The organism is Alkalicoccus urumqiensis, from assembly GCF_002993335.1.
Taxonomy (GTDB): Bacteria; Bacillota; Bacilli; order Bacillales; family Salisediminibacteriaceae; genus Alkalicoccus; species Alkalicoccus urumqiensis.
Map to the genome: position 1 here is coordinate 160493 of NZ_PVNS01000004.1, position 16120 is coordinate 176612.

A 16120-nucleotide genomic window follows, 5' to 3' on the forward strand; every position below is an offset into this window, starting at 1 on the left:
AAAATCGCTTGATAAGAGAGGCGGGGTTCCTCTTGATTCACGCAGACGTGACAACCGGAGAAAAGCACAGCAAAAAGCCGCTGTCTGAACTGCACAGCGGCTCCTCCCTGGCTATAGTCCCTGTTTCATCTGATGATGCGGCATATGGTGATGCCCTTTCGGTGTCCGGTGTTCCTCCGTTGAATCGATGTCCTCCACGGGGATGCGGCCGATCTCTTTCTCTACTTCTGCAACGACGACCCAGTCCCCCTGTTCAAAGTAGGGTTCAAAAGAAGACGCATCTTCATCCTCTTTTCCGATAATCTGGATCCGGTCTTCGGGAATATCTTTTATTTCCAGTTCTCTCAGCACCTGTTTCTGCTGCGCTTTTGACTGCAGTACTGCGACTACCTGGCGGTCCATATCCTCACCTCCATTCAATTCTTCTGCATATGGAACAACCGGTGATTGGTCAATACCCGGTACATATCATCGATGGGCGCATGGTCCATTGGATTTTTATCAATATGGGAGTATAGAAGTTCTCCGTCTTTATCGACGATCCATGCCCCGCCCTGCAGGTACACATCCTGTGTCCGCATCGATTTTGTGACAAACTGCTTCTGCCGCTTTTCCGATGGGAAGAAAGATGGCAGCCGCTTCGTGGCAGCGCCGCCTGCAAGCATCCCTGCCATTTTCCACTTAGGCATCCGGATATGGCCGAGATCGTAGTAGGCCTCGTGTTTTGGATCTCCGTAAAGAGAAAAAGGATATGGCCCAAACGAACGGTTAAATTCTTTTATGACACTGCCGCTGGAAGGAGCAATAACAGAAAGCTCTGCTCCATTCTCTGTAAAAATATGGTGAAACTCACGCAACTGCGCGAGAAATTTCCTGCAGATCGGTCAACCGAGGTGACGCACAAATACGAAGGCGTGCGGTTTCTCCTGAATGAGAGCATCCATCCGCAGCTTCTCTTTATTCATCGTTTCCAGTTTGTATGGGAATTCCATGTTTCTCCCTCCTTCTTTCTATCTCTTTTCCATTCGTTTCCCCACTCCCGCCCCCTTTAAACAATCCGGACTTTCTGTACACGGAATCATTTAGTTGACAGCAGAACAGCCTCCCCGTAAAATAAGCTCGTAAATCCCGATAATATAACTCAGAAAAGGAGGGTTTCGATCATGTCAGAAACCATTGTACAGGGCACAGGTGCCCAGGAAGATACGGAAAAACGTTCCTCTAAAGACCTGGCAGCGCCGCAGATGAACTTAGTGACAGGTGCATTAATTGTAACTGCCATTCTCGGTGTATTTCTTTTCATTACTCAGGAGCCGATGATGCCGGTTCTGCTTCTGATCGGCCTTCTATTAGGCTATACACTGTTTCATGCACGGTTTGGCTTTACGTCTGCCTTCCGCCGGTTTGCCTCTGTCGGTAACGGTAAAGCCATCCGTTCCCACATGGTCATGCTCGGTGCCGCCGTGACGTTGTTTGCTCCCATTCTTGCATTCGGCATTTCCTTTTTCGATGTGGAAGTGAGCGGATATGTATTTCCTATCGGCGTTTCCGTCATTGTAGGTTCCTTTCTATTCGGAATCGGCATGCAGCTCGGCGGCGGATGTGCTTCCGGTACGCTCTACGCAGTCGGAGCCGGAAGAACCGTTATGTTCATTACATTGCTATTCTTTATTGTCGGCTCTGTAATCGGAGCCGCGCATCTGCCGTTCTGGACAGATCAGATGCCAAGCACAGAGCCAGTGTCGCTCGCTACATCTACAGGGCTTGGATACGGCGGCGCATGGCTCGTTTCCATTCTGCTGTTCGGACTGATCGCATGGATTACGCTCGTCGTTGAGCGGAAGCGGAAAGCTCCGCCGATGGCGCCGGTTCCTTCTGAAAAAGGTTTCAAGCGGATCCTGCGTGGTTCCTGGCCGCTTTTTGCCGCAGCAATCGTGCTTGCCGTCCTGAATGCTTTGACATTAATGACACGGGGCCAGCCATGGGGCATCACCTCCGCTTTCGCTCTCTGGGGCTCGAAAGTGGCAGACACATTCGGTATGGATGTTGCCTCCTGGGGGTACTGGCAGGGAGACAATGCCCAGATGCTTCAGGCTTCTATCTTCTCTGACACAACCACAATCTTAAATTTCGGCGTCATTCTCGGTGCTTTTATGGCATCCGCGATGGGCGGCCTGTTCCGCTTTTCCGGGATCACCGGCGGAAACGTTGCTGCAGCAGTCATCGGCGGCCTGTTCATGGGATACGGTGCACGCCTTGCTTTCGGCTGTAACATCGGTGCCTACTTCGGCGGAATCGCTTCGTTCAGTGTGCACGGTTATATCTGGGCCGTCATGGCACTACTCGGAACGTTCTTCGCTCTTTACCTGCGCCCGCTGTTCGGGTTGAGCGTACCAAAATCAAAAGACAGTTTCTGCTGACTCAGAGGGGGAAAACCTCTTTCAGCACTGCTGTTACAACGATCGAGAGAAAACCTGCGGCGGTCTATGAGAAGACCAGCCGCAGCTTTTGGTATGAAGAACGATAAGTTTCTGGACTATAGAAAGACGGTGAAGAGTTACACCGCAGGCTGATTCGAGATCTTTAAAATAAACCAGGCAGAAACCGCCTGATCTTAAAAGCTAAGAGACGTTTGTTGAACAGGTACCCGCTTTCTGCCTGCACCTGCAGCCGTACGCGTTCCGGAGGGAATCCGAAAAGCGGAAGCGCCCTGGTCACGAGCGACCAGTCCTGGAAGCCCTGCCGACGAAAGCTGATCTTCGCTTTCTTCGGCAGGGGTGAAGGAACCTCGAGCGAGTGGGTGCTGCAGCTGGACAATACTTCAATTACAAGAAGCATGGCTTCGCGCGGCCGCGCCGCATGGCAGAAGACCGCTGCCCTGCGGCTTAAACCAAAGGCCGGCTCCGCTCGTGCTTTCAACCGCTTGACGCGGCGTGGATTTTCGCCTCGTTCGGATCCTCCCGGAGTCGACGGCCTCCGGTTTCGGCAGGTTGGAAGAAAACGCTTGATCGAAGAGGTCCCTTTTGCACAGTGAATACGGTAATCCAATCGAATTGTACGAGGTCATCTTTGCCTTATAGACACCGGTCCTGCTATGGATCATTGGTATTTCAGCTCTATTTTACTACGCTTCGGAGCGTTCGGCAGAGACGCCGGTGGGATCAAGCGCAGTCGTCCCGAAAAGCGGAAGCGCCCTGGTCACGAGCGACTAGTCCTGGAAGCCCTGCCGACGAAAGCCGCTTTTCGCTTTCTTCGGCAGGGGTGAAGGAACCTCGAGCGAGTGGGTGCTGCAGCTGGACAACGCTTCGTTTTAAGAAGCATGGCTCCGCGCGGCCGCGCCGCATGGCAGAAGATCGCTGCCCTGCGGCTCAAACCATAGGCCGGCTCCACTCATGCTCTCCAGCCGCGCAAATACCGCCCGGCTGGAAGACAAGCCCACGGCAAGCTTCTGCCGAGACGCGGAGAAGCTCTACCAACAGAAGCAAATAGTTAATTTAACAAAGCTTTAAAATGCCAAAACCCTTGGCATCCCTGCTCGGAAGAGGCTTCGAATTTTATACTTTCTTGTACTCTAAGTAAAACCGCCTGCCCGTAACAATTTACAGGCAGGCGGTCCGTTTTTCGTATTATCCTATTTTACCTTATTCAGCTACCGCCGGTTGAGCCGGTCTCTGTAGAGGAGAAAGATGACTCCTGCAAGAAGTACGGTCATGACACCGGACAAAAGAAGCGTCGTCACTGTATCCCTCCTCGATCTACTGACTGGCCAGAATAATGTCCCCCTGCGGCTGTTCATTGTTCGGCTGCGGCTCCAGCGTTACCGCAATCTGATCAATCTGATCCGGACCGCTTTCTTCTCCGCTGAGACGGTACGTTACCGCTCCATTCCCGTTTTCATCAATCGTGAAGCTTCCGGCGGAAACGGGAACTTCTCCTTCGATCAGCCACGCCTGAAATGCCTGCTCTCCTTCCAGATCCGGCATGTTCCGGACGGAAATGACGAGGTCTACGTGGCCGTTCTCAGAGATAATGGTTGCGGACCCCTCTCCCTGGAATTCCTGGCCGGCTGCATTCAGGTTGGAGGCCAGCAGCACGTCCGATACACCGCGGGGATCATCCTCATCGGATTCTTCCAGAAGTGCCTGATAATCCGATTCGAGAAGGTCTCTTTCAAAGACGAGTTCTTCATTCCGCTCCTCCAGCGACTCCTGTTCGGAAAGCAGCTGCTGCTGATTTGTGAACAAAACGGCATTTCCGATTATGGAGAAAAGCAGGACAGCGGCAGCCGCACCGAATGCCCACACAGGGACACCCCGTCTCCGCTTTTTCGGCTCTGGGCGGATATCCGTTACCGCTGATTCCGTTCGAGGCTCTGTTCCGTTCGTTTTTTCCTCTTCTGTTGATTCTGTGACATTTTCCAGAATTCGTGCTTTCATGCCTTCCGGCGGCTCCACCGGTTCACTCATAAACGGGAGTTCTCCGGTCAGTTCACGAAGCTCTTTCAACTCTTCCCTGCATGCTTCGCATTGATGAAGGTGCTCTTCAAATGCTTGTTTTTCCTCATCTGTCATCTGGTTGTTGAAATAATCGATCACACGGTCACAAAGATGCTCGTTCACTGCCACTCCCCCCTTTCTGATGCCAGTTCTTCTCTTAGATGTTTCAGTGCAAGCCGCACTCTTCCTTTTACGGTACCGAGCGGTATCCCGATCTGCTCGGCTGTCCGCTGCTGGGACAAGCCTTCAAAGTAAATGAGCTGAATGACCATCCGCTGCTCTTCTTTCAGCTTCATCATCGCTCCTTTTATCTCTTCTCGTTTCTCTTTCCATTCCACCAGATCTTCAACAGCCGGCGAGTCAGACGATGGTTCTGTCTCCTGATGCACCGTCTGTTCATCACGGCGTTTTTTCTTACGTAGAAGATCGATCGCGGCATTTCTGGTCATGGTGAGAAGCCATGAGGAGAATTTGCCTTTATCCGCCTGATACCCTGCGGTTCCTTTCCATAACTTCATCATCACTTCCTGGACCACTTCCTCTGCGGTACCGGCATCTCCGGTAAGTTTCCACGCAAACGAATAAAGCAGCTTTTCATATTTATCATACAATGCTTCGAGCGCATCTGCGTCCTGCCGGACGATGCGTTCGTACAAGTGCAGATCCTCTTGTCCCGCCATAGAACCCTCCTCACTGCAGGATACTGCTCCTACATAGAATACGTTTCATATCGTGAAATGGATCACTTTTTTCGTCAACCGATCATCATAGATTCAATCTGTTTCATCTGCGCATAGAGTCCATTCTTTCGAAGCAGCTCTTTCTCTGTTCCCTGTTCGGCAATCACGCCGTTATCCATTACCAGTATCTGGTCAAACCGATCGAGATCCTGCAGGCGGTGGCTGATATACAGTACGGTCGCATCTCCGGCAGCATCCAGAAGTTCCTGAAGGACAGAAGCTTCGGTCACAGCATCCAGCGAAGAAGTCGGCTCATCGAGAAGCCACAGCTTCTTTTTGCGGAGAAGCACCCTGGCAAGCGACAGCCGCTGGCGTTCCCCGCCGGAAAGGTTCTCCGCGCCTTCTTCAAGCAGCATGCCCGGGTCCAAGTAATGAAGGTGGACACGCTGAAGTACTTCTTGAATTTCTTCCTCTTCTGCTTCCGGATCTGCGAGACTCAGGTTGGATCTGAGCGTGCCATAAAAAAAATGCTGTTCCTGGGTCACGACATTCGTCTGTTCCCAGATCGATGCATCATTTAAAACCGTCGTTTCCACCTGATCGATGGCCGCACTGCCGGAATCCGGCAGATAAAACCGGAGCAGAAGCTGAACGAGTGTCGATTTCCCGGATCCGCTCGCGCCTACAACGGCCGTTTTTGATCCGGCAGGAAGTTCGGCGTAGATGTTCCGGAGCATCGGCCTCGGTTCACCCGGATACGTAAATGTCACGTCGCGAAAACGTACGGCCGGCGCCTGGTCCCACTGCACCTCCCTGCTTTCCCCTTCCGGAAGCATAAGCGAGGAATCCTCCATCACATCATCCAGCCGGTCCGCCGCAGCTTTTGTCTCCTGAGCGTACGAAGGGTAAACCGCCATCGGCACGGTGTTCTCAAAGACGGTCAGGCTGATCATTACAAGCATGGCAAGAAAAACACCATCGAGCGCTCCGGAAGAAACACTCCAGGCTGCCGCTGCAAGCACCGACCAGGATACAACAAACGCCACCGTCTGATTGACGCTTGTAAGTGAGAGCCTGCGCCGGGAGGCACGGGCATTTTCTTCATCATAAGCTTCCAGACGCTCTACTAATTCTGTCTCTTTTTCCTGCAGCTTCTGGTACAGCTGCAGTTCACGGTATCCGCGCAGAAATTCCCCAGCTGCAGATGCCGCTTTTCCACGACCGCTTCTGACAAGTGCCGCCCGGTCCTGTTCAAGGGATCGGTAGAGAGCCGGAAGAAGCCAGCCGGTCAATAAAACGCCGATGGTTAAAATGAGTGCGGTGAGCCAGGAAAAATAAAGCGTAAATGCAATCGTCGCAAGAAAGATGATTGTCATAACGACCGGCGGATAGTAGACGCGCAGAAAGTAATTCTGCATCGTTTCGACATCCCCGACAATCCGCGACAGGAGTTCCCCGCTCTGATAACGGTGGAACAGCCTTGGTGCGAGCGGCTCCAGTCTGCGGAAAAAGTGTCCGCGGACGGAAGCAAGCATCGAGAACGTCGCCCGGTGGGAATAGAGACGCTCGCCGTACCGGCTGAGACCGCGCGTCAGACTGAACAGCTTGAGGAGAGCAATCGTCACCGTCAACACGGCAAGCGGCGGCGTGACTGCGGCTTTGGAAATCAAATAGCCGCTGTTCGCAAAAAGGGCCACGGCACCGGTTCCGGCGAGAAATCCAAAAAGAATGGACAATGCCAGATCTTTTTTCTCTTTTAATAAAAAGCCCCGGATAACGTTCATGCTCTCCCTCCCTGCTGTACGTGAAGCATTTCCTGATAGACCGGATCCGTATCCCGGAGTGACTCGTGGGTGCCGGTCGATTCTACAGACCCTCCGCGCAGGAGCACAATCTGATCCGCACTCCGCACGGTGTGAAGACGGTGGGCGGAGGTAATGACCACGGCGCGGCGGCCCAGTTCCTCCATCGACTCTTTCAGAATACGCTCTGTCCGGATATCAAGTCCCGTTGTCGGTTCATCATATAGTATTACTGCCGGCTTTTTTAAAAAAGCACGCGCAAGTGCCACGCGCTGTTTTTCTCCGCCGGAAAGACCTCTCCCGCCTTCTCCGACAACGGTATCAAGACCGTCGGGAAGACTTTCTGCCGTTTCTTTCAGTCCGGCTTTTTCGACCGCTTCCTCTACATCTGCCTCCCCGGCTTCCTTCAGTCCGAGAAGAATGTTTTCCCGGAGCGTTCCGGCAAATATATACGGATGCTGTGTTACGTAGGCAAGAGCTCTGTACCAGTCTTCCTCCCGGTACGTCCGGAGCGGCTCCTCATTTACATAAATACCATCCGTCTTCAGCAGTCCTGCAGCTGCATGAAGAAGCGTTGATTTCCCCGATCCGCTCGGTCCGATCAGCGCCGTGTCGGAACCTTCCGGGCAGTGCAGATCGACAGGCCCCAGCTGAAAACGACCGTCTTCATACGTATAATGCCAGTTTTTAAATGACATCGTAAACCGCTCCGGCAGTGGTCTGGTTCCCCAGGACTCCGGCTCCTCTTTATCGATTTCTTCGAAAACACGTTCCGCCGCAGCCATACTTCCTCTGCCTGCATGAAACGCGCCGCCCATTTCCTTTAAGGAAGCGTAAAATTCAGGCGCTAAAATGAGGACGAAAAAGGCGGTCGCAAAGGTGAGCTGGTCAAATAAAACGAGGCGCAGCCCGACTTCGAGCGCGACGAGCGATATACTCAGCATCGAAATGAATTCCATCATCAGCGCGGACAAAAACGCGATTTTCAATACGTCCATCGTCGCATCCCGGTAGCGGAGACTGTCCCGTTCCACAGCAGCCTGCTGCTGTTTGGAACGCCCGAACAGCTTCAGCGTCGTCAGCCCCTGCACGATATCTAAAAACGTAGAGGAGAACCGGTTTAACTTTTCCATCTGCTCTTCCGACCGGCGCTGTGTGCTCCGGCCGATCACTGCCATGACGATCGGTACGAACGGAGCGGTCACAAGCAGAATCAGCCCGGAAATCCAGTTCGCATAAAAGATGGCTCCGAGCAGAAAGAGCGGCACGAGCGACGACTGCATCATGACGACATAGTAATGGGAAAAATAAGCATCCATTTCATCTACGGCATCCAGCAGAAGGCTGATTTTACCCCCAGTTCTCGTGTTGTCTCCATCCATCGGATGATGTTTAAAGGAGCGTACAAGTTCCCTGCGGAATCGTTTTTTCATTTTCAGTGCCAGACGCTCTCCTGTGAGATTGTTCACATATTGAAGCACAGCCCTCACCAGGAGCGAGACGAGCACTCCCGAAAGCGCCGGAACCGCCTCACGCAGTGCCGCGCCGCCGAGGAAGATCTGGTCTGCCACCGATACAATAAAGTATGCCTGGGCGATCGTCGTGAGCCCGATCAGGGACGAGATCAGCATGAGCAGCTGTCTCGAGCGTTTATCTTCTTTTGAAAGCATTTTGAGCCTTTCTTTTGCCGTCATTCCCCACGGCTCCTTTCCTTCCGATCTTTTCTCCTGCAGCTGCACTTTTTACAACTGCTTCTAACCTGCTATTATACAGCAGAATAAGCAGGCTCCGCGATTGCAAAGACTTGTTCAGAACGAAAAAAATCCAGAGACGGTCACGGCGTCTCCGGATCAATTCATCATTAATGGGACATCCATTTCGGCGGAGTATTTTTATCCCAGTATACATCACCGAGCGTATGATGCGCTTCAAATCCATCATCTTTTACGTGGTAATGGAAATTGAAATAATATCCCTGCTTCGGCTTCATATCACGGCGGACATGAAAACGGAGGACATCGGTTTCCTCCTGCTCATCATAGATATGGAAAATTTTCTCTCCATATCCGGATGACGGATGTTCAGTAATCGTCCAGGATGACACCGTTTCCTGATCCTCTGACTCATAGAGCGAGGAAATAACCCCCTCGATCTGCGGCAGAATCTCTTCCATGACGTCCCCTTCAACTTTGTTATAAATCTTTGGACCGAGCTTGGATATCGTCTGCTCTCTTGCCTGCTCCGTCACATCATCGAGGTATTCCTCCAGTGACCAGAGCTCTTCTTCCAGTTCAGCGGAGCTGTCCTCCACTTCACTGAACGCAAGGTCCGCATCTTTTTTCTCCGGGTTTGTTTCGTCCGCGTTTTCTTTATCGTCCCAGTCCAGCGGAGGTATGTAGGCTCCGAGAGTCAATACGGACATCATCACGATCGTCAGGCGCCGCATCCAAAGCTTCATGTCCAAAACGTTCCTTTCTGTCATTGACGTTATACGTAGTGTACCACGGATCAGCAGCCTGCGCATGGGTGTTTCGTCCATTGATGAAATCGTTTTCTTCCCTGTATTCACAAAATTGCCGACGCTCTGCAGTTGAAAAAACCGGCGGATTCGTTCAATATATGAAACAGACAGTTTTCTGAAATGAGGGCAGATTGGATGAGTGAAGATACAATAACACGGCTGACGCTTGACGGCCGGGAAATTATTCTGATTGGAACGGCACACGTATCAAAAGAAAGTGCCGCTGAAGTAAAGCAGGTGATCGAACAGGAGCAGCCGGACAGCGTCTGTGTGGAACTGGATGCACAGCGGTATGAGTCCGTCATGAACAGTGACCGCTGGCGGCAGATGGATATATTCAAAGTGCTCCGGGAGAAAAAAGCGACCCTTCTGTTTATGAACCTGGCTATTTCCTCGTTCCAGAACCGGATGGCTAAGCAGTTTGGAATTAAACCCGGTCAGGAGATGATTCAGGGAATTCAATCTGCGGAAGCTGCAGGCGCCGAACTCGTTCTGGCCGACCGGGATATTCAGACAACATTTGCCCGCATCTGGGGCAACCTCGGTTTTTTTGGAAAAGGGAAACTCATGACTTCTGTTTTCGGAAGTATCCTCGTTCAGGAGAACATTTCCGAGGCCGAGCTTGAAAAAATGAAACAGCAGGACACGCTCAATGCGGCGATGCATGAATTTTCCGAAGCGTTTCCGGAGTTAAAGACGCCTCTCATTGATGAGCGGGATCAATACCTGGCCCAGAAAATCCGTGAAGCACCGGGAGAAAAAGTTATCGCCGTGTTAGGGGCTGCGCACGTGCCGGGGATAAAAAATCACATTTACGAAGAACAGGACCTCGAGGAACTCTCGACCCGGCCAAAAAAATCGCCACTGCCGAAAATTATCGGCTGGGCGATACCGATCGCCATTTTATCTGTCATTCTTTTTACGTTCATGAACAACCCTTCTGCAGGATGGGATCAGACGATCAGCTGGCTTTTATGGAACGGCGGCATGTCCGCTGTTGGTGCAGCTGTTGCCTTCGGCCATCCGTTCGCCGTGCTGACAGCCTTCCTCGTCGCTCCATTCAGTTCACTAAATCCACTGATGGCAGCCGGATGGTTTTCCGGTCTCGTGCAGGCGTATGTGCGGAAGCCGAATGTAGGGGACCTGGAATCCATCTCTGATGACGTCCAGACGATGAAAGGATTCTGGGATAACAAAGTCACCCGCATACTTCTCGTCGTCATTTTGACGAATATCGGAAGCACACTCGGCACGTTCATCGGTGGCGCAGACGTACTGCGGACGTTCTTTCAGAATTTTTAACAGGATACGCAGGTCAGGGCCGGAGCATAGCGCTCCGGCCCTGACATATATTCAGCTATTTCTTTGGGCGTTTTTCCCGGTTCTGACCATAAGGCATCGTATATAGGAATACTTCCTCTTCCGGTTTTTTCTGCTTGAATCCCGGCGTACTCCCGGCAAGCTCTTCCGGCGAATACCGTCTGCCGAGGATTGGATCCATACGCATCATCGTATTCAGCGGTGTTTCTTCATACCGCTTTAACGCATGTGCGGCAATACCCAGTGACAGCTTGTCCTGAATCAGTTCCCGTATCTGACGGACCGAATAAAACGGGTAGCCGAATCGTCCGCTGTAGATATTTAAAAGGATGAGCAGTTCATAGTCAAGCCGCATCAGCTCTTTAAATTTTTCCACTCTGCGCCGCTGCACAGGGTCTCCTTGTATAGACGTATAAACAGATGCAGCTGCATCAAAACGTTTTCTCATTTCCTGCTCCATCCACTGGAACGTTTCCTCGAAGTAAACTCTTTCCGTCCGTACCGGCTCCTTATGTGCCGATTTTTCTACTTCAAACATGTAGTACCCGCGGTAATCTTTTTCAACTGCGCCGCTGGATGCGAGCCGCCGAAGATCAAGTTCTGTATAACGGCGGAACCGGTGAATGGATTCCAGCGGTGGGCTGCCATGGCGGAGGACATCGTCAAAAAACATTGTCATCCCTTCTTTGCGGTTTTTTTGCCTCTCTGGTGTAAGGATGTTTCTGCTAATTGTGCAATAACGGCGTCGTCCATCGGCGGGTTATGCAGTCCTGCCCGGACATCTCTGTAGTAGCGCTGCATGGCACTGTCTGCCGACAGACTTCCTGCTCCTCCGACACGCATCGCCAGATCGACGATTTCCTGGGCGCGGTTGGTCGCAGTATGTTTCGCCTGGGCGAGGTGATTTTTCAAGTGCGGACGTTCATGATCCGCTGCCTGCTCCCATAAATGAGCAGCATAATATACAGCCGCTTCGGCTTCTTTTAACTTCAACTCCATCGTACCAATTTTGTCACGGATGTGGCTGAGTTCAGAAATCGTCGTATCCAGACTGCCCGGGGAATACTCAGAGGCGAACCGGCACGCTTCATTCAGCGCTGCTTCGGCAATACCTGTATAACAGGCCGGGATATGAAGCAGCCACGCCGTCACGGGCTCATATTCCTGATGCGAAAGCGTAATTTTGTTTTCCTGCGGAATCTCCACGCCGTTTAGGACAAGATCATGACTCCCGGTTCCCCGCATGGACATCATATTCCAAGCCTCTTCCATCGTCACGCCGGGAGCGTCCATCGGCACCAGAAACTGCGCCTGCGCCCCAGTGTCTCCAACTTCAGCTGTAACGGCAGCATAATCCAGGACAGGAAGCATTGTCGTAAACGCTTTTCTCCCTGTCAGCTTCCAGCCGGTCCCGGTATCCACTGCTTTTGTTTCCGGCAGGGCTCCGCGGGTCGGGCTTCCGGAGCCCCGCTCTGTCGCAGCTACATTAAACAGCGCACCGGTGTTGACCACCTCGGAGGCAAGCTGTTCATAAAGAGCTCCCTCCCAGAGGCCGTAAGCCTGGACATGAAACATCATTCCTGTATGCCAGCCGAGCGACAGAGCAAGGGCTCCATCGATCGAGGCCAGACGCTGCTGCAGCTTCAGCCACTCCGTCAACCCGGCTCCACCCCCGCCGATAGATGCTGGAATCGTCACCGCCGGATAGCCCGCCTCCTGAAGGCGCCGGACAGATGCTTCGGGAAATGTTCCTTCTTTATCATGTGCAAATCCCTGCTGCTTCAGCTCTTCTTCATGCTGTTCCAGCCAGGTATGCAGAAATTGCGTCATCAGTGATCACCTCGTTACTCGTATCTTAACGCAGGTGTTCATGATAAGCTAGAAAAATGACTGCTTAAAAGGGGTGAATGGCGATGACAGAAAAAGAGAAGATGCTTGCCGGTATGCAGTATAACCCGGCCTGTGACGAACTCAGCCGGGACCGGTTTATCGCAAGACGGATGAGCCGCCAGCTGCATGAGATGAATGAGGAACATACGTTATCCAGAGAGGAACTGCTCAGAGAAATTCTCGGATCCTGCGGAGAGTCCATCTATGTAGAGAACCGCTTCCAGGTGGACTATGGCTATAACGTCCATGCAGGCGATCGTTTTTATGCCAATTTCGACTGCGTCCTCCTTGATGCTGCACCGATCCGATTCGGAAATGATGTGATGCTTGCTCCAGGTGTACATATTTATACGGCATCACACCCTCTCAATAAGCATGAACGCCGCACCGGTCTGGAAACAGCGCTTCCGGTTACTGTCGGCAGTGATGTATGGATCGGCGGCGGGGCGGTCATCAACCCCGGCGTGACGATTGGAGACGGAGCGGTTATCGCGTCCGGCGCTGTCGTGACAAAAGATATTCCGCCGGACACGCTTGCAGCCGGTGTTCCTGCAGAAGTCATCCGTACGATGGCGAATGACTAGTGGTCTTTAAGGCCATGCCCTAATATCGTTGATGCCTTCTATAGAAAAGGAGAGCGCCTCAGTCGGCGCTCTCCTTTATTTAGATTCCAGGCATGCCTTAAAAAGAAGCTTCGGCCCGGTTTCTGCCGTTTGCTTTCGCCTGATACAATGCTTCGTCTGCCCTGGAGAAAATGTTTTTAATCGTATCACCTTTCTGGAAAGAGGCTACTCCCGCGCTGATCGTTACAGCGACGGTCTTCCATCGGCGCGCAGCTGCCTGCCCCACAATACGCTGTGCTGCCGCAAGTGCTGATTCTCCTTCTGCAGAGCCGAGCAGGATGAGGAATTCTTCGCCGCCTAGTCTGGCCACGACGTCTTCTCCACGTACAGTCTCTGTCAAAAACTGACCCAGCTCTTTTAATACATCGTCCCCGGTCTGATGACCGAACTGATCGTTCACGAGCTTGAAGTGATCGATATCCAGAAGCAGCACAGAAAAAGGCACACCACTCTCCTCTGCGGCCTGAAGCAGCCTGCGGAGCCGCTGCTCGGCAAAGCGGCGGTTCCGGATACCGGTAAGCGGATCGGTAACCGTCATTTCCTGCAGTTCCGCATTCAGCGCTGTCAGCTCACGCCTTTTCTGTTCAAACTCCACCATAACCTGCTGCAGCTGAACGAAAGCGGCGTCTTTATCACGGAGTATTTTTTCCGCATCCTGCTTTGCATGGAGAATTTCCGTTTCATATGCTTCGCGGGAGCTCATCTGAAGAACTGCGCACCGGACACCCGACCGCCCCGCCGCAGCGTTAACCAGTACAGGTATTCTTCTTTCACTTTTCGACAGCAGCGTCAGATGAAACTCTTCTACTTTCTCATAAATAGATACCATCGGCGCAAAAAATGTCTGGAAGTAGATATGGGAAGGGCGGGTAAGGAACTCCCTCATGCTTCTACCAATAATCTTCTCCCTCGAAAACCCGACCATTGCCGCAAAGGTATTATTCACATCGGTAATAATTCCTTTCGTTGATAACGTCAGCAGGCCGCAGGGCACCTCATCGTACGTAAAATCCATTGTCGTCCCTCTATTCTTCCATAGAATCCTTTAAAAGCAGCTTCCTGATCCATTTTATCGTTTCTTCTGGATCACTTAAATGCGGGTTATGTCCGTTCGCTTCCATAATATGCATCGAGGCATCCGGAATAACTTCCTCCAGGTATTTCCCTGCATCCACCGGTGCGATCGTATCTTCGCTCGTCTGCAGAATACTTGCAGGGACAGTGAGCTCTTTGACACGTTCCCGCATATCAATACGGAATGTCACGTTCGCAAACTGCCTCGTGATCGTTTCGTCATTTCTTCTCAGACGACCGATGAAATCTTCCGCCACTTCCGGACGGTCCTCATTTCCGGCAGCCACCGTCCCAATTGTTTTCGACCACTCGCGGTAGTTACGTTCCATAAACGTCATCAGCTCATCGATTTCCTGCTCGTCAAATCCGCCCCGGTAGTCCCCGTCGTTCAAATAGTGAGCCGAGGGGCTGATCATCACCAGGTGGGAGAACAGATCCGGCCGTTTAATGGCCGCTTCTGCACCAATCATCGAACTGATCGAATGGCCGACAAAGAAAACGTTATCCCAGCCTGCTTCATCCAGAAGCTCTATGATGTCATCGGCATACCCTTCCAATTCGGCATAACGCTTTTCATCATAAGCATCCAGACGGGAATGTCCGGCTCCGGTATAATCAAATGTCATAATTTCAAAGGATGAAGCAAGCTCCGGAACAATCTGAAACCAGACCTGCTGGTCCGTTCCGAACCCATGTGCAAGGACGAGTTTCTGTCCCCCTCCCCCTTCAATTTGTGCGTTATTACGCTGTTTAAATGTGTACGGAGCCATACGCCCACCTCTTTTTTCTACTTTAGTTTAAGTATAGCATAATTACTGGGTCCAACGCCGTAGGAAACACTCTTCTAAAAGCGCATTCAGCTTAGGCAGGCATGCTTTCTGAAACAGTGGCTGAAGTATGATAAGCTGAAGAACGATTACACCGACAGGAGGTGGAGAAACGATGGAACTGGATGCTGCCGGCTGGCTCATCGTTGCAGGATGTGCTCTGTTGATCGGCATTTCAAAGACCGGCCTGCCGACACTAGGAATTTTCGTTGTAGCCGTAATGGCTTCTGTTTTTCCAGCAAGAGAATCCATCGGCATCGTCCTGCCGATGCTGATAACGGCTGACATTGTAGCAGTTACCTATTACCGGCGCAGCGCGGATTGGAAAACACTCTGGCGGCTGCTTCCGTGGGTGAGCGGTGGACTGCTTATCGGTTTCCTGTTTTTATTTTTCGTTAATGTAAGCCGTCCGATTGAAATCGTCCTCGGTATTATCGTTGTTCTCATGGCGCTTCTACAGGTTGTGAATGCCCGCCGCGGGGCTCCGGGCCGGGACGGTGCTCCTCTCCCTGCTGTCGCTCTTCTCGGAACCCTTGCAGGATTTACGACAATGATCGGAAATGCTGCAGGACCGGTTATGGCTATCTTTCTTCTCGCTGCAGGTCTTCAAAAGCAGGCATTCATCGGAACCGGAGCGTGGTTTTTCCTCACGGTGAATCTCATTAAAATACCGCTTTACACTTCGCTTGGACTGATAACCGGCGCATCACTTGCCCTTAATGCCTGGATGGTTCCGGTCATTCTTGCAGGTACGTTTCTCGGTATTCGATTTGTTGAAAAACTTCCACAGCTGTGGTTCCAGCGGATTATTCTTGTTTTCGCTGTCATCGGCGGGCTCCGGCTTCTTCTCGGGACCTGAAAAACAGTACATATGTAGAAAGGATGAG

At 51.9% G+C, this 16120-nt stretch carries 16 protein-coding genes; 4 read left to right on the plus strand and 12 right to left on the minus strand.

Annotated elements, in window-relative coordinates; translation table 11 throughout:
- Nucleotides 1-111: 111 nt before the first annotated feature.
- Complete coding sequence (locus C6I21_RS05520) at nucleotides 112-402, minus strand: hypothetical protein (RefSeq protein ID WP_105958455.1); 291 nt, start codon at nucleotides 400-402, stop codon at nucleotides 112-114.
- A gap of 14 nt (nucleotides 403-416) precedes the next feature.
- Nucleotides 417-857: an AhpC/TSA family protein gene (locus tag C6I21_RS05525; RefSeq protein WP_181186116.1), complete on the minus strand. Its 441-nt coding sequence runs from the start codon at nucleotides 855-857 to the stop codon at nucleotides 417-419.
- A 306-nt stretch (nucleotides 858-1163) separates the two neighbouring features.
- On the opposite strand from C6I21_RS05525, the gene C6I21_RS05530 reads away from it, so the two are divergent.
- On the plus strand, nucleotides 1164-2420 hold the full coding sequence (locus tag C6I21_RS05530; RefSeq protein WP_105958457.1) for a YeeE/YedE family protein: 1257 nt from the start codon (nucleotides 1164-1166) through the stop codon (nucleotides 2418-2420).
- A gap of 163 nt (nucleotides 2421-2583) precedes the next feature.
- Here C6I21_RS05530 and C6I21_RS16400 read toward each other — a convergent pair whose 3' ends face one another.
- The 6 genes from C6I21_RS16400 to C6I21_RS05560 all read right to left on the minus strand — a co-directional run bounded on the left by C6I21_RS16400 (nucleotide 2584) and on the right by C6I21_RS05560 (nucleotide 9436).
- Nucleotides 2584-3048 carry a hypothetical protein gene (locus C6I21_RS16400; RefSeq protein WP_181186117.1) on the minus strand — a complete coding sequence of 155 codons (465 nt, stop codon included), beginning with the start codon at nucleotides 3046-3048 and terminating at the stop codon, nucleotides 2584-2586.
- A 707-nt stretch (nucleotides 3049-3755) separates the two neighbouring features.
- Nucleotides 3756-4619 (minus strand): anti-sigma factor, encoded by an 864-nt coding sequence (locus tag C6I21_RS05540; protein ID WP_142393216.1) that lies wholly within the window; start codon nucleotides 4617-4619, stop codon nucleotides 3756-3758.
- The gene (locus C6I21_RS05545; RefSeq protein WP_105958460.1) at nucleotides 4616-5176 is read right to left on the minus strand and encodes an RNA polymerase sigma factor; all 561 of its coding nucleotides are present in this window, start codon (nucleotides 5174-5176) and stop codon (nucleotides 4616-4618) included. Before C6I21_RS05545 ends, C6I21_RS05540 begins: the two co-directional genes overlap by 4 nt.
- Nucleotides 5177-5250: 74 nt before the next feature.
- On the minus strand, nucleotides 5251-6960 hold the full coding sequence (gene cydC / locus C6I21_RS05550; protein WP_105958461.1) for a thiol reductant ABC exporter subunit CydC: 1710 nt from the start codon (nucleotides 6958-6960) through the stop codon (nucleotides 5251-5253).
- Complete coding sequence (cydD, locus tag C6I21_RS05555; protein ID WP_105958569.1) at nucleotides 6957-8672, minus strand: thiol reductant ABC exporter subunit CydD; 1716 nt, start codon at nucleotides 8670-8672, stop codon at nucleotides 6957-6959. The genes cydC and cydD overlap by 4 nt, the downstream gene beginning before the upstream one ends.
- A 167-nt stretch (nucleotides 8673-8839) precedes the next feature.
- Complete coding sequence (locus C6I21_RS05560) at nucleotides 8840-9436, minus strand: YpjP family protein (RefSeq protein WP_105958462.1); 597 nt, start codon at nucleotides 9434-9436, stop codon at nucleotides 8840-8842.
- Between the two features lie 198 nt (nucleotides 9437-9634).
- Here C6I21_RS05560 and C6I21_RS05565 point away from each other — a divergent pair, with 198 nt between their 5' ends.
- Entirely contained in the window at nucleotides 9635-10801 is a 1167-nt protein-coding gene (locus C6I21_RS05565; protein ID WP_105958463.1) for a TraB/GumN family protein, read from the plus strand.
- A 55-nt stretch (nucleotides 10802-10856) separates the two neighbouring features.
- Here C6I21_RS05565 and C6I21_RS05570 read toward each other — a convergent pair whose 3' ends face one another.
- Together C6I21_RS05570 and C6I21_RS05575 are read right to left on the minus strand one after the other, a co-directional pair.
- Nucleotides 10857-11498 carry a hypothetical protein gene (locus tag C6I21_RS05570; protein ID WP_181186118.1) on the minus strand — a complete coding sequence of 214 codons (642 nt, stop codon included), beginning with the start codon at nucleotides 11496-11498 and terminating at the stop codon, nucleotides 10857-10859.
- Nucleotides 11495-12649: an acyl-CoA dehydrogenase family protein gene (locus C6I21_RS05575; protein WP_105958465.1), complete on the minus strand. Its 1155-nt coding sequence runs from the start codon at nucleotides 12647-12649 to the stop codon at nucleotides 11495-11497. Before C6I21_RS05575 ends, C6I21_RS05570 begins: the two co-directional genes overlap by 4 nt.
- Nucleotides 12650-12732: 83 nt before the next feature.
- On the opposite strand from C6I21_RS05575, the gene C6I21_RS05580 reads away from it, so the two are divergent.
- Nucleotides 12733-13293, plus strand: a complete 561-nt coding sequence (locus C6I21_RS05580) for a sugar O-acetyltransferase (RefSeq protein ID WP_105958466.1) — start codon at nucleotides 12733-12735, stop codon at nucleotides 13291-13293.
- Nucleotides 13294-13390: 97 nt separating this feature from the next.
- Here C6I21_RS05580 and C6I21_RS05585 read toward each other — a convergent pair whose 3' ends face one another.
- Together C6I21_RS05585 and C6I21_RS05590 are read right to left on the minus strand one after the other, a co-directional pair.
- Nucleotides 13391-14347 carry a sensor domain-containing diguanylate cyclase gene (locus C6I21_RS05585; RefSeq protein ID WP_105958467.1) on the minus strand — a complete coding sequence of 319 codons (957 nt, stop codon included), beginning with the start codon at nucleotides 14345-14347 and terminating at the stop codon, nucleotides 13391-13393.
- Between the two features lie 10 nt (nucleotides 14348-14357).
- Nucleotides 14358-15176 carry an alpha/beta fold hydrolase gene (locus C6I21_RS05590; protein WP_105958468.1) on the minus strand — a complete coding sequence of 273 codons (819 nt, stop codon included), beginning with the start codon at nucleotides 15174-15176 and terminating at the stop codon, nucleotides 14358-14360.
- A gap of 172 nt (nucleotides 15177-15348) precedes the next feature.
- On the opposite strand from C6I21_RS05590, the gene C6I21_RS05595 reads away from it, so the two are divergent.
- Entirely contained in the window at nucleotides 15349-16092 is a 744-nt protein-coding gene (locus C6I21_RS05595; RefSeq protein WP_105958469.1) for a sulfite exporter TauE/SafE family protein, read from the plus strand.
- The last annotated feature ends 28 nt before the right edge of the window (nucleotides 16093-16120 follow it).

Bases quoted from the DNA above. Each gene is read 5' to 3' on its own strand.
- C6I21_RS05570 (WP_181186118.1), bottom strand. From the start codon at position 11,498: ATGACAATGTTTTTTGACGATGTCCTCCGCCATGGCAGCCCACCGCTG.
- C6I21_RS05590 (WP_105958468.1), bottom strand. From the start codon at position 15,176: ATGGCTCCGTACACATTTAAACAGCGTAATAACGCACAAATTGAAGGG.
- C6I21_RS05560 (WP_105958462.1), bottom strand. From the start codon at position 9,436: ATGAAGCTTTGGATGCGGCGCCTGACGATCGTGATGATGTCCGTATTG.
- C6I21_RS05565 (WP_105958463.1), top strand. From the start codon at position 9,635: ATGAGTGAAGATACAATAACACGGCTGACGCTTGACGGCCGGGAAATT.
- C6I21_RS05580 (WP_105958466.1), top strand. From the start codon at position 12,733: ATGACAGAAAAAGAGAAGATGCTTGCCGGTATGCAGTATAACCCGGCC.
- C6I21_RS05595 (WP_105958469.1), top strand. From the start codon at position 15,349: ATGGAACTGGATGCTGCCGGCTGGCTCATCGTTGCAGGATGTGCTCTG.
- C6I21_RS05545 (WP_105958460.1), bottom strand. From the start codon at position 5,176: ATGGCGGGACAAGAGGATCTGCACTTGTACGAACGCATCGTCCGGCAG.
- C6I21_RS05520 (WP_105958455.1), bottom strand. From the start codon at position 402: ATGGACCGCCAGGTAGTCGCAGTACTGCAGTCAAAAGCGCAGCAGAAA.
- C6I21_RS05575 (WP_105958465.1), bottom strand. From the start codon at position 12,649: ATGACGCAATTTCTGCATACCTGGCTGGAACAGCATGAAGAAGAGCTG.
- cydD (WP_105958569.1), bottom strand. From the start codon at position 8,672: ATGACGGCAAAAGAAAGGCTCAAAATGCTTTCAAAAGAAGATAAACGC.
- cydC (WP_105958461.1), bottom strand. From the start codon at position 6,960: ATGAACGTTATCCGGGGCTTTTTATTAAAAGAGAAAAAAGATCTGGCA.
- C6I21_RS05530 (WP_105958457.1), top strand. From the start codon at position 1,164: ATGTCAGAAACCATTGTACAGGGCACAGGTGCCCAGGAAGATACGGAA.
- C6I21_RS05585 (WP_105958467.1), bottom strand. From the start codon at position 14,347: ATGGATTTTACGTACGATGAGGTGCCCTGCGGCCTGCTGACGTTATCA.